Origin of the sequence: Maricaulis sp. (assembly GCF_030149425.1) — a bacterium.
Classification (GTDB): domain Bacteria; phylum Pseudomonadota; class Alphaproteobacteria; order Caulobacterales; family Maricaulaceae; genus Maricaulis.
Genome location: NZ_JASBRQ010000008.1, coordinates 1 through 13,978 on the forward strand (window position 1 = coordinate 1; position 13,978 = coordinate 13,978).

Sequence of the window (13,978 nt, forward strand, 5' to 3'; positions counted from 1 at the left end):
GGATGTGGAAGGGAGACTTTCGATGAAACACCATCGCCGTATCAACCCCACGGCGCGTGAGCCGACCGGGGTCTAATTCCAAACGCTATCCCCCGGTGGCCGCACAGCGGTCATCCGGGGGACCTCGTCACATCCGGTGACGGATTTGGTGAGGTCCCCCGAATAAATCGGGGGATGGCGGGCGGATGAGGGTGGAAACATAATCCTCGCAGGACATGTTTCCCCCCGCTCCGACCCGGCGCTTCGGCGCCGGGCCACCTCTCCCCAGGGAGAGGCGGGATGTGGAGGATAGCCTCGCTGGGTCCCGGAAAAGCTCCGGGATAAAAGCCTAGTGGAACCGGATCGCGGCGCGGATGAGGTCCATTGCGTCTTCGCTGTCCCAATGGGCCGGTGCGGGAAGGCGGCCGATTTCCATGCCGTTGCGGTCATACAGGACAGAGAGCGGCAGGCCGCGGGCTCCGCTCTGGGCCATGGAGGCAAAGCTGGGATCATGGATCAGGGGCAGATTGGCCAGGCCCATACGCTCATAAAACGCGGCCGCATCATCCATGCTGCGGTCAAGAGAGATGGTGACGACCTCGAAATCTTCGCCGCCAAGCTCGCCCTGAAGGCGGTCCAACGCCGGCATTTCCTCAACACAGGGCGCACACCAGGTGGCCCAGAAATTCACCAGGATGACCTTGCCGCGATAGTCCGACAGGCGCAGTTCGCCATTGTCCGGGATGGCGTAAACGACATTGGGCTGGGCCGGCGGGGCATCCATGGTGCCAAAGCCGCTCATCTCGCCGCGGGCATAGCTGCTCAGCGAGCCCGTATCCGGGGTGTCCATCGCGGAAATCACCCAGTATACGATGGTGATCGCACCGATAGCGAGCATGCCGACAATGGCATATCCAAGCGGTGATTTTTGCATTTACGACCCTCCCGCAGGCCCAAAATGACCGATAGCAGCGACAATAACACCGCCCCTTCGACCAGCCAGATGTGGGGCGGACGGTTCCAGGCCGGTCCCTCCGCCGTGATGGAAGCGATCAACGCCTCGATCGATGTCGATCAGCGCATGGCCGAAGAAGACATCGCAGGATCGCTCGCTCACGCGGCAATGTTGGGCGCGACCGGCATTATTTCAAGCGAGGATGCTGCGGCAATCCGCAACGGGCTGGAACAAGTGCGCGAGGAAGCGCGCGCCGGCAAGATCGCCTGGTCCGCCGCGCTGGAAGACGTGCATATGAATGTCGAGGCCCGGCTGAAGGAAATTATCGGCGAACCGGCCGGCCGGCTGCACACGGCGCGCTCGCGCAATGACCAGGTCGCCACCGATTTCCGGCTTTGGCTGCGTGCCGCCTGCGACCGCATCGACGCGGCGCTGGCCGCCTACCAGTCGGCCCTGGTCGAACAGGCCGAACGCCATGCCGATCAGGTCATGCCGGGCTTCACCCATTTGCAGACTGCGCAACCGGTCTCGCTGGGCCATCACCTCTTGTCCTATGTCGAGGTCGCCGCGCGCGATCGCGGCCGTTTCGCCGATGCCCGCAAACGCCTCAATGAAAGCCCGCTGGGCTGCGCTGCTCTGGCCGGTACGGCCTTTCCCATCGACCGGGAGATGACGGCCGAGACACTGGGCTTTGACCGGCCGATGCAGAACTCGCTCGATGGTGTCGCGGCGCGTGACTTTGCTTTGGAGGTGCTTTCGGCAGCAGCGATTTGCGCGGTCAACCTGTCGCGCTTTGCCGAGGAGATCGTGCTCTGGTGCACGCGCCGTTTCGGCTTTGCGCAATTGTCCGATGCCTGGTCGACCGGCTCCTCCATCATGCCGCAAAAGCGCAATCCGGATGCCGCCGAACTGGTCCGCGCCAAGCCGGGCCGGATTATCGGATCTCTGGTCGGATTGCTCACCGTGGTGAAAGGCCTGCCGCTGGCCTATTCCAAGGATCTGCAGGAGGACAAGGCGCCGGTGTTCCAGGCGATTGATGATCTGGAACTGGCCATTGCCGCCATGACCGGCATGGCCTCGGATATGAGCTTCAACCCGCGAGCGCTGGAAGCCGCAGCCGGAGAGGCCTATTCCGACGCCACCGACCTGGCCGACTGGGTCGTGCGCGAACTGGGCAAGCCCTTCCGCGATGCGCACCATATAGCCGGTTCGATCGTCAAGGCGGCCGAGACGGCCGGTGTGCCGCTGGCTCAACTGCCCCTGGCGGATATGCAAAACATTGATCCGGCTATCGACGAACGCGTGTTTTCAGTGTTGAGTGCGCGCGCATCGATGAACAGCCGGACCAGCCTGGGTGGCACTTCACCCGTGCGGGTCCGCGAACAGGTCGCCGCATGGAAACGCCGCCTTGCGGCGGCTCAGGTATCGGGAGTTTAAGTGATGAAACGTGTCAGCCAGATCCTGCTTCTCGGACTGAGTGTCCTGGCCCTGACAGCCTGCGGCGTGCGCGGCGATCTGGATCGCCCGGAACCGCTCTGGGGCAATCCGACCGATCACTCCCAATCCGATGAGGCTGACGGCGAGGACAGCTAGGCCATCGCCAGCTGACCTAACCATCACCAAACCGTAATGCGACCCGCGCTAGAGACCTGGCGCAGGCGTGCTAGTTTGGACCTTATGCGCCGCCGTGCCCTGATAACCGCCTTCATCGCCCTCCTGTGGGAGCGCGCCGTCCCGATCGTCTGGCCGGCGCTGGCCGCTGTGGCTGTGTTCAGCCTCGCCGCCCTGCTGGGCCTGTGGGAGAATCTCGGGGATCCCTGGCGCGCCCTGGCCGCTTTCGCGCTGTTAGCTGCGGCCATCTGGCAGACCCGCCGCGCCCTGCCCGGCTTTGTCTGGCCCGATCATGAGGCCATCGCCCGGCGCATCGAGGAAGACAGCGGCATCAGCGCTCGTCCGCACGAGGCGCTGGAAGACCAGCCCGCCGATGATGACGCTCTGGCCCTGCAGGTCTGGAGAGAACACCAGGCCCGTATGAAGGCGCGGCTCAATTCCGCCTTTGCCCGTCGGCCCAAATCGGCCTGGGCCGATGCCGACCGCTTCGCCCTGCGCGGCGCGCTGGCGGTTTTGCTGGTCACGGGCTGGTGGCTGGCCGGCCCGTCTGCCCGCGACCGCCTGGACGAGGCGTTCGCCCTGCGCCCAATGTCGGTGGATCGTGGCGATCTCAGCCTGGATGCCTGGATCGACCCGCCCGCCTATACCGGCCGCGCCCCGGTTTTCCTGCGCCAGGAGGACACCGAGGCCGCGATTCCCCAGGGCTCGAGCTTTATTGCCCGTATCGCTGGTGCCCGCCGCCCGCCACGGCTGGAATTGCGCGATGGCGAGGGCCGCCAGAGTGCCGATGTGACCGAGATCGGGGCCGGTGTTTACGAAGCCCGTATCTCCGTCGCCAACAATGCCAATATCCGCCTCATTGCCGGTGGCCTGCGCTGCAATTGGGAGCTCTCGGTGACCCCGGACAATGCTCCAGATGTGCGCCTGCTCGATATCCCCGAAGGCACCGCCAATGGTGAGCTGGACCTGGAATTTGCCGTCACCGACGATTACGGCGCCACCGCTTATGCGCTGGAATTCCAGCCGGAAGACAATGGCGAAGCGCCCTGGGAGCGTCTCGAGCTGTCACCGTCCGGACTGCCAGAAAGTGATGCAGACGGGGCGCTACGCGCCCTGCCGGAAACCGCGCGTCATCCGCTGGCCGGTCAGCGCGTGACCATTCGCATCGCTGCAGAAGACGCTGGCGGCAATACCGGCCGCTCGGCGACCATGGCGGTGACGCTGCCGGAGCGTGTTTTCCTCGATGCCCTGGCCCGCGCCGTGACCGAACAGCGCCGCTCCGTGCTCGCCAGCGACGCGGACTACGCACCGTTGACGGAGCGCACGGTGATGTATGCCGAGGATATTCCGCCCGGCCCGGCCTATCTCGCCGAAGAACCGGAGCGCCGGATCGAACGCGCGCCCGAGGGCCTGCAGGGCGTGGCGACGGCGCTGGATGCGATCACCGACGCCCCGCGGTATTTCTTCGAGGATCCGATCGTCTATCTCGGCCTGCGCGAAGCCCTGCATCGCCTGCGCCGCTCGCGCGACCTTGAAGACCTCGACGGGCTCGAATCAGATCTCTGGGAGATCGCCCTGCGCGCCGAGCTGGGTTCACTGGCCGATGCCGAACGCGCCTTGCGCGCAGCCGAGCGGGCCCTCGCCGAGGCCCTGGCCCGCGGTGCCGATGAGACCGAGCTGGCCGCATTGTTCGATGCCTATGAACAGGCGATGGAAAACTACATGGCCGCCCTGGCCCGCGAAGCGGCCGAGGAAGGCCGTTTTGCCGAGGGCGGCGGTGAAGGCGGCATGTCGACCGAGGGGCTGCAGCAATTGCTTGAAGCCTTGCGCGAGGCCGCCGAGCTGGGCGATACCGCCGATGCGCGCCAGGCCCTGGCCGCACTGAGCGAGCTGTTGCGCAATATGCAGATGCAGCTGACCCGCGGTGGCGGTGAAGGCGAACAGGACGACCCGGTCGCTGAAGCCATTCAGCGCGCGCTGGAAGAGCTTGGCGATGTGATAGGCGAGCAACGCGATCTGCAGGACCAGACCTTTAATCTCGATGAAGACCAGGCTGCCGGCCAGCCCGGACAGCCGCAACAGGGCGGACAGCCGGGTAATCAAAGCGGCGACATGCCGCAAAGCCTGGCGGAAAACCAGAATGGCGGCACCAGCCGCTCGCAACAGCTGGCGGAGATGCAGGCCGAACTCGCTGACGCTCTGCGACGCTCGCTCGGCGAAGTCCCCGATGGCAGCGATCCGGGTCTGGGCGATGCCGCCGGCGCCATGGAACAGGCTGAGCAGGCTCTGCGCGAAGGCGATACCGGCGCCGCTCTGGATGCCCAGGACCAGGCCCTGGCCGAACTGCGCGAAGGGGCTGAAGAGCTGGCCCGCACCCTGCTTGAGCGTATGCAGGCACAGCAGGGCGAAAACGGCCAGGGCGAAGAGCCCGGTGAACGCGACCCGCTCGGACGGCCGACCGATGGCTCCTTTGCCGATGGCAGCGGTGTGGAAGTACCGGACGAATTATCCCGTGCCCGGGCCCGCGAAATCCTCCAGGAGCTGCGTCGCCGCGCCGCCGAGGCCGGACGACCGCAGGAAGAACTGGACTATATCGAGCGCCTGCTCGACCGGTTCTAGCCCGTTCCCAGCGTTGATGGAGTCATGACTGGGGGTGTTAGTCGTGTGCGTCCGGCTCAGCCGATGCTCCGGCTTCGCCATAGCCCGCATCTTCAAGATGCTGGGTGATCGGGTCAGCGAGGATGACCTCGACCTCGACCGTTCCCGGCGGCGGATCGGAGACGATTGTGCGGAAGGACCGGCGTTCACCGGCATCAACCGCACCGCCATCCATCGTGACCGACCATTCCAGCAGCGACTGCGCCTGGGCATCGCGCAGAATAGCGCGCAGGGCCGGCAGGTCGCGGGAGCGGCGATCGAAATTATGGATCTCGCCTTCGACCACGAGCAGCGGCACGCCGTGATCAAGCTCGTGGGAGACGCTGAGTTCGCCGACAGTAATGCCGTACGGGTTCACATCCGAACCAATTGCCGCATAGGCCGAGGAGGCCCGCGGCCAGGCCGAGACGATATCGACCCGGAAAACCCAGGAGCCCAGCAAAATAAGGGCGCAGGCCGCGACCAGACCGCCCCAGGCACCGCTGGCTGCAGCGACGGAAAGCTTGTGCCGTTTTTTCGCCTCGCGCTGGCGATATGCCTCGACCGGCTTCTTAGGCTCTTCGACGACAGGTTCGGGCGTGTCCTCGCTCGCGGCAGGCTGCAGATCCGGCAAATCGGCCGGATCATCCACCTCGGCGGTCCAGACATAGCTGCAGGAGGCACAACGCACGCGGCGGCCATTCGCGCCAATCGCCTGCGGATTGGCGCGATAGCGCGTGGAACAAGATGGGCAGCTGAGTACTATGCTCATCTGAGTCGCTACTTTACCCGGTCAGCCGGGACCATGGAGGACATCCATAGACCCGAGTATTACGCCATCGCCCGACAGCGCCGCAGATCCGGTCGTCCGCTTCGACAATGTCGGCATGCGGTACGGACGCGGACCCGAAGTTCTGCGCGATCTATCATTTGATTTACCACGTGGTTCTTTCCAATTCCTCACCGGCCCGTCCGGTGCAGGCAAAACCTCGCTGCTCAAACTGATCTATCTGGCGATGAAGCCATCCAGCGGGTCGATTTCCTTCTTTGGACAGGATACCGCCACCCTGCCGCGCGAAGACTTGCCATTATTGCGGCGGCGGGTCGGCGTTGTGTTCCAGGAGTTCAAGCTTCTCAATCACTTGAGCGTATTCGACAATGCCGCGCTACCGCTCCGCGTGACCGGCCGGAAGCGCTCGGAATATGCTGAAGATGTCGCCGAATTGCTGGCCTGGGTCGGTCTGGGCGACCGCATGGACGCCAATCCGGCAACCCTGTCGGGCGGTGAACAACAGCGCGTCGCCATCGCCCGCGCCGTGGTCGCCCAGCCGGAAATCCTGATTGCCGACGAGCCGACAGGCAATGTCGACAGCGACATGGCGATGCGGCTTCTGCGCCTGTTCGTCGAGCTCAACAAGCTCGGCACCACCATCGTCTTTGCCACCCATGACCTGCAATTGGTGCGCCTGCTCGATGCCCCGGTGATGACGCTGTCGAACGGGCATTTGCATATCCGCCCGCCACGCAGTCAGCGCCTGCGACCCGAGCCGTTGGAAAGCGAGGTTTATGTCGAGGACGGGCCGGCGGAGGATGAGCATGAGTGATCGCCAGATACCACCGCCGCCGAAAGGCGGTGCCGGCGCCCTGCTACCGCCTGATGCCGGTCGCGACCGGCCGCTATTCCTGGTCGCGGCCATCCTGGTTTTCCTGGCCTGTATCGCCGCACTCGGCGCGCGCGGTGCAATCGTCCAGGCCCAGGCCTGGACCTCGGACCTGGAAACCAGCCTGACCATTCAGATCCGCCCCGTAGAGGGCCGCGATACCGAGGCGGATGCACGCCAGGCCGCCGAAATCGCGACGGAAATCGAGGGCATTGCCGCGGCGACCGCGCATGGTCGTGATCATGCCGAAGCGTTGATCGCGCCCTGGCTCGGCCAGGATAATCTGCCCGATGACCTGCCCTTGCCCTTGCTCGTGGATGTTGAACTGAACCCGGGCAGCGCCCCGCCGGTCGAAGCCCTGCAGTCCGCCCTGGATGAGGCCGGCCTGGCTGCCAGCGTTGATGACCACGCCCGTTGGGCCGGCGCCGTCAAGCGCGCGGCCGGGCTGGCCCGGACGCTGGGCATTTCCCTGCTGGCCCTGTTGATGGGAGCGGCCGCCGCCGTCATCGCCTTTGCCGCCCGCGCCAGCCTGGCCGCACGCATTGACGTAATCGATGCGCTGCACCTGTCGGGGGCAGAGGACGGTTTCATCGCCCAACTCTTCCAGCGCCGTTTCTTCATGCTGGGGCTGAAGTCGGGCACCGCCGGCGCGCTGATCGCCGTGATCGTCTCTTTGCTGGTCAGCTGGGGAGACACCCCGGCCGATATGCTGTTCTTCCTGCCGCGCTGGTCGATGAACCCGTTTGAGCTGCTGATGCTGGGCCTGGCCCCGTTGCTGTCCGGAGCCACGGCGGCACTCTCCGCCCGGCTGGCGGTCGCGACAGATTTGCGGCAGCGCTGGTAGGGCAGTCAAATTGGCCGCAAGCTTCCCAGAATGGTTGAGAGAATCCCGAAGACAGGCCAGTCTGCTATCAGGAGAGTTCGGGGAGCCGTCTTGAAATCGCGTTTCAGGTTTTTTCAGGCGATAGCCTTTCTGCTTGTAGCCGGAGCGCTGATTGGGTTCGGCAGCTTCAGCGGCCGGGTTTCTGCGTATGATGTGCCGGACAGTCCCCGGGCTGATGCGATTATTGTTCTGACCGGTGGCGTCGGCCGCCTGGCGACAGGCGGCGAGCTGCTGCGCCGGGGCCGGGCACCGGTTTTGATGATTTCCGGTGTCCACCCGTCCGTAACCGACCGCGATATTGAAGATCAGACCGGTCTCGACAGCGCCGACTTTGCCTGCTGCGTGGTGCTCGACCGGATCGCCAGCGACACGGTGGGCAATGCGACCGAAACGGCACGCTGGGTGGCGGCCAACAGCTATCAGCGCTTGATCATTGTCACCTCAGACTATCATCTGCCCCGCAGCTTGCTGGAAATGGAACGCGCTATGCCGGGCGTTGAGCTCATCCCCTACCCCGTGGTCACCACGCCGCCCTGGATCAATCCGGGCAATGCGCGGCTCTGGCTGCAGGAATATGCCAAATACGTCACCGTCTGGCTGGGACGGTCGTTCAACGCTGCCGTGGGGCGCAGAGCATGACCGCGCTGCGCAGCACGCTGTTCTACATCTACATGTACGGGCTGATGGTGGTGTTCGGCATTATCGGCACACCCGCCCTGCTTGGTCCGCGGAGCTGGGCCCGGGGCCTGCTGAAGATCTATCTCAAGGTGATCTGGGCCGGCCTGGCGGTCATTTGCGGCGTGCGTTTCGAGGTGCGCGGCACCGAACACCTGCCCGAGGGCGGCGCCCTGATCGCGTCCAAACATCAGAGCATGTGGGAGACGCTGGCCTTCTGGGGCATTTTGCGGGATCCGGCGATCATCCTGAAAAAGTCGCTGATCTATATGCCCTTCTTCGGCTGGTTCGCGGTCAAGCTCGGCAATATCTCGATTGACCGCAAAGGCGGTTCGAAAGCCCTTCGGCAAATGCTCAAGGACGCCAAGAAGCGCGGCGAGGAAGGCCGTCAGGTGCTGATTTTCCCGGAGGGCACGCGGGTGTCGCCTGGAGAGAACCCCGACTACAAGCCAGGCATTGTCGGCCTGTATAATGCCATGGGCGTGCCCTGCGTTCCGGTGGCGTTGAACTCGGGTGTTCACCTGAAGAATTATTGCGGCCTGAAAAAACCGGGCCTGATCGTGGTCGAGTTCCTGGAACCGATTGAAACCGGCCTCGACAAGTCCCAGTTCATGGAAACTTTGCACCAGCGTATTAGTACCGCATCCGACCGCCTGCTGGAGCCGGCGGACCGGACGTAACCAGCGAGGGCCCATCGTGCGCGCGCAGTTGAAATTCATTCTTCCAATCGCCGCCATTGTGCTGCTGCTTGCCGGCTATTCAGGCTACTGGTTCTACGCCGCCGGCCGGGTCGGCGAAGAGATGCGCGCCTGGATCCTGGACAAGGAAGAGGCCGGTTACGAGATCGAGTACACCGATCTGCGCGTCAGCGGCTTCCCCTATCGTTTCCAGATCCAGCTGACCGAACCGCATTTTCGCGCTCCCGCCAGCGATGGCGGCTGGGACGCGCGCCTCGCCGGCGTGCAGGCCAATGCCCTGCCCTATGATTTCTCGCACTGGATTGTCAGCTTTGACGGACCGCTGGTGCTGGACTCTGGCGATGTGATGGAAATCAACGCCAGCAGCGCGCGCATGAGCCGCAAGAGCGGGCGCGATGGACGCACACAGCGTATCGGGGCGGAAATCCGCGACCTGACCCTGCGCGCCGTCTCCGGCGAGCCGCCAGCGGTGGAAGCGATCGATGCGCTGGTCCTGTCCGGCCTGGTTGGCGATGATGACAGCCTGCGCCTGCGCGTGGAGGCCAATGGCCTGAAGGCGCGCGATGGCGATCCGGGAGAACCCGGCCTGACCCGGGCGTTTGGCGAAACCGCTCAACTGGCCCGGACCGATCTGATCGTCACCGAATGGGCCGCGCTGGCCCGTGATGGCAATGCTGCAGCCTGGAGCCAGGCCGGCGGCCGCATGCAGATCGTGCAGGCCCAGCTGGAATGGGGTCCGGCGCAAGTCAGTGGTGAAGGCGATCTGACGCTTGACCGTCAGGCCCGTCCCGATGGCCGAATCTCGCTGCGCATTGCCGATCCCGATGCGCTCACCGATGCCCTGGTTGAGGGCGAAGTGATCGCAGCGGCCAATGGCGAAGCCCTGCGGCTTGCGACCATGCTGGCACCGCGCAGTTCGGAAGGCGTATCGCTGCCCTTCACCCTGCGGGACGGCGCCGTCTATCTCGGCCCCGTCCGCTTGGGATCACTCGACTGATCAGCTGGCCATGAATTCGCGCAGGGCTTCGACCACGGCGCGGTTCTCGGCTTCCTTGCCCACGGTGATACGCAGGGAGTGGGGCAGGCCGTAGGGCTGCACCGCCCGCACGATCAGGCCCTTGGAAATCAGATAGGCATCGGCCGCTGCGGCCGTCTTTTCGCCTTCGGCCGGGAAGTGAACCAGGACGAAATTGCAGACACTCGGCGTCACTTCGAGGCCGAGCCCGCCGATCTGCTGACGCAGCCAGGCGACCCATTCCTCATTGTGATCGATCGAGCGCTGCATGAAGGCCCGGTCCGCGATCGCCGCGGTTCCCGCCTCGATCGCCGGCAGGTTGACGTTGAACGGGCCGCGTACGCGATGCAGGACATCAATGATATTGGCGTGGCCATAGGCCCAGCCCAGACGCACAGCCGCCAGGCCATGGATCTTGGAGAAGGTCCGCGTCACGACGACATCATCACGTTCCCGGGCCAGCTCGATACCGGCCGAGTAATTGGCATCGCGGACAAACTCCGCATAGGCGCTGTCCAGCACCAGCAGCGTGCTCGGCGGCAGGGCATCGCGCAAACGACGGATTTCCGCGTCGGAAATGAAGGTCCCGGTCGGATTGTTCGGATTGGCGAGGAAGACGATTTTGGCATCATCGCCCGCGGTCTCGATCAGCGCATCGACATCGGTGGTGTAATTCGTCTCCGGTGCAGATACGAGCTCAGCGCCGCTCTGCATCGCCACCAGACGGTAGACCAGGAAGCCGTACTGGGACTGAACGACCTTGTCGCCGGGGTTGAGATAGGCCTTGCCCAGAAGCTGCAGCAGCTCGTCGGAGCCGCAACCGCAAACGATATTCTCGGCTTCCAGGCCTTCCTCGCGGGCAATGGCTTCGCGCAGCTTGGTCGCACCGCCATCGGGATAGATGTGGAGCTGATCGGAGCTGGCGCGGAAGGCGTCGGCGGCCTTGGCGGAACAGCCCAGCGCGTTCTCGTTGGAGGACAGCTTGACCGGCTCTGCAATACCCGGCGCCTCAGCGGCTCCCGGCTTGTAGGGACGGATATCGAGAATGCCGGCGCGCGGTTGAATGGTCATGAAGAGCCTCAGCGGTCAGATGGGTCCGATTGCACTGCGGGGGGAGATAGCGCGGGGCGGGCCTGTCCTTCAAGTACAGACACGCGGGCAGGCGCAGTCTTGGCGCGCGGACGCAAGGCCGCGGTGCGTTTGACGGCTTCCACCAGGATCAGACCACCCAGGCCGGACCAGAGATGTTCGCCGGTCCGCTCCCAGGCGCCGGCCAGTTTCGGATGCGAGGCCCAGCGCCAAGGCGGGGCGTAGAGCGCGCGTGACCAGGCGGTCGGCTCGAACATCGAGTCGGCGAGCAATTTGTCCAGCTGGCTGCGGGAAAACGGACGGCCATGCCCGAACGGGGTGGAATCCATCCAGGCCCACACACCCGAGCGGGCTGCGGTGACCAGGACAACACGCCCTTCCGGCGCCAGGACGCGCCAGGTTTCGCGCAGGATAGCCGGCAGGCTGTCGGCCTCTTCCAGCATGTGGATGATCAGGACTCGGTCAAACAGGGCGTCCGGAAACGGCAAATGGGTTTCATCGCCCATCGCCACATTGGACGCCCCGGTGGTCGCGATCGCCCCTTGGGCCGACGGCATGAAGGCAATGGCCCGGCGGCCCGCCTCGCGCATGCGACCGAGATAGGGCGTGGCAAAGCCCAGGCCGAGCACGTCGAGGCCGCGCAGCTCCGGCCAGATCGCCTTGAGACGGCGTTCGACCATGCGCCGGGTCAGCCGGCCCTGCGGTGTCTTGTAGAAACGGTCCAGTTCAAGCGCGTCGCGCCTCACCCTTCATCCTCCCGGCGAATTGAACTACATCAAGATAAGGACCCAATCTCAGGCACACCACCCCGTATCAGGCGAAGACAGTCACAATGAGTGAACTAGAAATCCGGCAGTTCGAATGCCTCGGCGATAATTACGGCTTCCTCATTCATGACCCGCAAAGCGGTGAGACCGCATCGATCGACACACCGGACGCGGACAAGATCCAGGCCGAGGCCAAGGCGGCAGGCTGGACCATCACCCAGATCTGGAACACCCATCACCACTGGGATCATGCCGGCGGCAATGAGGCCCTGAAGGCGGCAACCGGCGCCCGCATTGTTGGGCCCAGCTATGATGTCGATCGCATTCCGGGCATCGATTTCGAGGTCGCCGACGGCGATATCGTTGAACTCGGACAACACGCCGCCAAGGTCATTTTCACCCCGGGCCATACGCGCGGGCATATCTGCTACTTCTTGCCGGAAGCGAAGATCGCCTTTGTCGGCGACACCTTGTTTGCGCTGGGCTGCGGGCGGCTGTTCGAGGGCACGCCGGCGGAGATGTGGACCTCGCTCTCGCGCCTGGCCGAACTGCCCGACGAGACCCGGGTCTATTGCGCCCATGAATACACCCAGTCCAACGCGGCCTTCGCGCTCACCGTCGACCCCGACAATCTGGACCTGCAGGCCTATGCCGAGATGGTTGGCGCAGAACGGGCCCGCGGCGAAGCGACCGTACCGACCACGATCGGAGCGGAGAAAGCCACCAATCCCTTCCTGCGTCCCTTCGATGCCGGTATTCGCAAACAGCTCGACATGGCCGGGGCTGACGATGAAGACGTGTTCGCGGAAATCCGGCGGCGCAAGGATAATTTCTGATGGCCGGACAGAGCGCGCGCGAGATCATCGAAACCCTGGGCATGCAGCCTCACCCGGAGGGGGGATGGTATGTCGAGACCTTCCGCGACACGGCGGAGCATGACGGTCGCGCGTGCTCCACGGCGATCTATTACCTGCTTGAAGCCGGCCAGCGCTCCCACTGGCACCGGGTGGATGCCATCGAGGTCTGGCACTGGCACGCCGGAGCGCCCCTGGAACTGGGCATAAGCACGGACGGTATCAGCGAAACCCGTTTGCAGCTTGGCCCCGACATCCTGGCCGGACAGCGGCCGCAAGGCATTGTGCCGCATTCCGCCTGGCAGGCTGCCCGCAGCCTCGGCGAATGGACGCTGGTCGGCTGCACCGTGGCCCCGGGCTTCCGGTTTGAAGGGTTCGAGATGGCACCGCCGGGCTGGTCACCGGGCCATCCGCTGGCTTAGGCGTTATCGTCGTCCAGCATGGCGCGGGCGATACGGGCCGATGACGGGCGACCGGCATAGCCATACTCCGGCGCGATCGTTACCCGCAGCATCTCACCTTCGCGCACCGCACCGGGCTCGGCGCCCAGCTCGATATTGATGTTTTCAAGCCGGCGCAGACGCCGCCGTTCCGAGCGCGCTTCGCGCAGAGCGATCTCGATCAAGATCAAGGTGTCGTATTGCACGCCCAGCCCGGAGCGCGGCGCCGGGGCGTATTCAACGGCGATATTGCGGTTCAGCGCATCGGCGAAACTGGCCGCAACCTCCTGGGCCATGTCGCGCACCTCGGCCGGCGAACGCGGCGTCGGAGCCAGACCACCGGCCGGGCTGGCATAATCAGCGATCACACCGCCGGGCGCATCGGCGGGGAAATAGGTTGCCCCGCCGAGGGGATTGAGGCGGACCACCTCGCGGCCGGTATCGGTGACAAAGCTGGTGCCCCCGCCCGGAGCGCGGTTGGCGAAAAGCACCAGGACTTCAGCGTCCGGATCATCGCGCTCCCTGAGCAGGGCGACGGACTGAGACCGGTCGAACAGGAAGAAGTCACCGCTGTCTGCGCGTTGATACCAGCCGGACGATTCCTGCTGGCGCTCATTGCGCAGAAGACGGTCACGCAGTGGATTGGACTGCAAAGCAGCAGCCGCATCCGCGAGGAGAGCGGCTGCGAGTATGGCAAATATGAATCGCGTCATC

15 protein-coding genes are annotated in these 13,978 nt (G+C 64.7%); 10 read left to right on the forward strand and 5 right to left on the reverse strand.

The window, feature by feature from the left end:
• Positions 1–328: 328 nt before the first annotated feature.
• A complete protein-coding gene (locus Q1V57_RS01570; RefSeq protein ID WP_300527108.1) occupies positions 329–913 on the reverse strand; it encodes a TlpA family protein disulfide reductase in 585 nt (194 codons plus the stop codon).
• 24 nt (positions 914–937) lie between these two features.
• Between Q1V57_RS01570 and argH the strand changes: the two genes are divergently transcribed.
• The 3 genes from argH (at position 938) to Q1V57_RS01585 (ending at position 5,164) form a co-directional block, all read left to right on the forward strand.
• Positions 938–2,371, forward strand: coding sequence for an argininosuccinate lyase (gene argH / locus Q1V57_RS01575; RefSeq protein WP_300527109.1), 1,434 nt, complete (start codon positions 938–940; stop codon positions 2,369–2,371).
• 3 nt (positions 2,372–2,374) lie between these two features.
• Complete coding sequence (locus tag Q1V57_RS01580) at positions 2,375–2,527, forward strand: lipoprotein (RefSeq protein ID WP_300527111.1); 153 nt, start codon at positions 2,375–2,377, stop codon at positions 2,525–2,527.
• Positions 2,528–2,611: 84 nt separating this feature from the next.
• The gene (locus Q1V57_RS01585; RefSeq protein ID WP_300527203.1) at positions 2,612–5,164 is read left to right on the forward strand and encodes a DUF4175 family protein; all 2,553 of its coding nucleotides are present in this window, start codon (positions 2,612–2,614) and stop codon (positions 5,162–5,164) included.
• 37 nt (positions 5,165–5,201) lie between these two features.
• Here the strand turns inward: Q1V57_RS01585 and Q1V57_RS01590 are convergent, their stop codons facing one another.
• Positions 5,202–5,954, reverse strand: a complete 753-nt coding sequence (locus tag Q1V57_RS01590) for an MJ0042-type zinc finger domain-containing protein (protein ID WP_300527112.1) — start codon at positions 5,952–5,954, stop codon at positions 5,202–5,204.
• 58 nt (positions 5,955–6,012) lie between these two features.
• Here Q1V57_RS01590 and ftsE point away from each other — a divergent pair, with 58 nt between their 5' ends.
• The 5 genes from ftsE (at position 6,013) to Q1V57_RS01615 (ending at position 10,096) form a co-directional block, all read left to right on the forward strand.
• Positions 6,013–6,786 (forward strand): cell division ATP-binding protein FtsE, encoded by a 774-nt coding sequence (gene ftsE / locus Q1V57_RS01595; protein WP_300527204.1) that lies wholly within the window; start codon positions 6,013–6,015, stop codon positions 6,784–6,786.
• Entirely contained in the window at positions 6,779–7,687 is a 909-nt protein-coding gene (locus Q1V57_RS01600) for a hypothetical protein (protein WP_300527114.1), read from the forward strand. The genes ftsE and Q1V57_RS01600 overlap by 8 nt, the downstream gene beginning before the upstream one ends.
• A 192-nt stretch (positions 7,688–7,879) precedes the next feature.
• Complete coding sequence (locus Q1V57_RS01605) at positions 7,880–8,365, forward strand: YdcF family protein (protein WP_300527115.1); 486 nt, start codon at positions 7,880–7,882, stop codon at positions 8,363–8,365.
• The gene (locus tag Q1V57_RS01610; RefSeq protein WP_300527116.1) at positions 8,362–9,081 is read left to right on the forward strand and encodes a lysophospholipid acyltransferase family protein; all 720 of its coding nucleotides are present in this window, start codon (positions 8,362–8,364) and stop codon (positions 9,079–9,081) included. The genes Q1V57_RS01605 and Q1V57_RS01610 overlap by 4 nt, the downstream gene beginning before the upstream one ends.
• Positions 9,082–9,097: 16 nt before the next feature.
• Positions 9,098–10,096, forward strand: a complete 999-nt coding sequence (locus tag Q1V57_RS01615; RefSeq protein ID WP_300527118.1) for a DUF2125 domain-containing protein — start codon at positions 9,098–9,100, stop codon at positions 10,094–10,096.
• On the opposite strand, the gene hisC is transcribed toward Q1V57_RS01615, so the two are convergent.
• Both hisC and Q1V57_RS01625 read right to left on the reverse strand, forming a co-directional pair.
• On the reverse strand, positions 10,097–11,185 hold the full coding sequence (hisC, locus tag Q1V57_RS01620) for a histidinol-phosphate transaminase (protein ID WP_300527119.1): 1,089 nt from the start codon (positions 11,183–11,185) through the stop codon (positions 10,097–10,099).
• Between the two features lie 8 nt (positions 11,186–11,193).
• On the reverse strand, positions 11,194–11,949 hold the full coding sequence (locus Q1V57_RS01625) for a methyltransferase domain-containing protein (protein WP_300527120.1): 756 nt from the start codon (positions 11,947–11,949) through the stop codon (positions 11,194–11,196).
• An 86-nt stretch (positions 11,950–12,035) separates the two neighbouring features.
• On the opposite strand from Q1V57_RS01625, the gene gloB reads away from it, so the two are divergent.
• Both gloB and Q1V57_RS01635 read left to right on the forward strand, forming a co-directional pair.
• Positions 12,036–12,806, forward strand: a complete 771-nt coding sequence (gene gloB / locus Q1V57_RS01630; RefSeq protein WP_300527122.1) for a hydroxyacylglutathione hydrolase — start codon at positions 12,036–12,038, stop codon at positions 12,804–12,806.
• Entirely contained in the window at positions 12,806–13,246 is a 441-nt protein-coding gene (locus Q1V57_RS01635; RefSeq protein WP_300527123.1) for a cupin domain-containing protein, read from the forward strand. Before gloB ends, Q1V57_RS01635 begins: the two co-directional genes overlap by 1 nt.
• Here the strand turns inward: Q1V57_RS01635 and Q1V57_RS01640 are convergent.
• A complete protein-coding gene (locus Q1V57_RS01640; RefSeq protein WP_300527125.1) occupies positions 13,243–13,977 on the reverse strand; it encodes a DUF4908 domain-containing protein in 735 nt (244 codons plus the stop codon). The two genes, Q1V57_RS01635 and Q1V57_RS01640, sit on opposite strands and share 4 nt — an antisense overlap.
• Position 13,978: the final 1 nt, after the last annotated feature.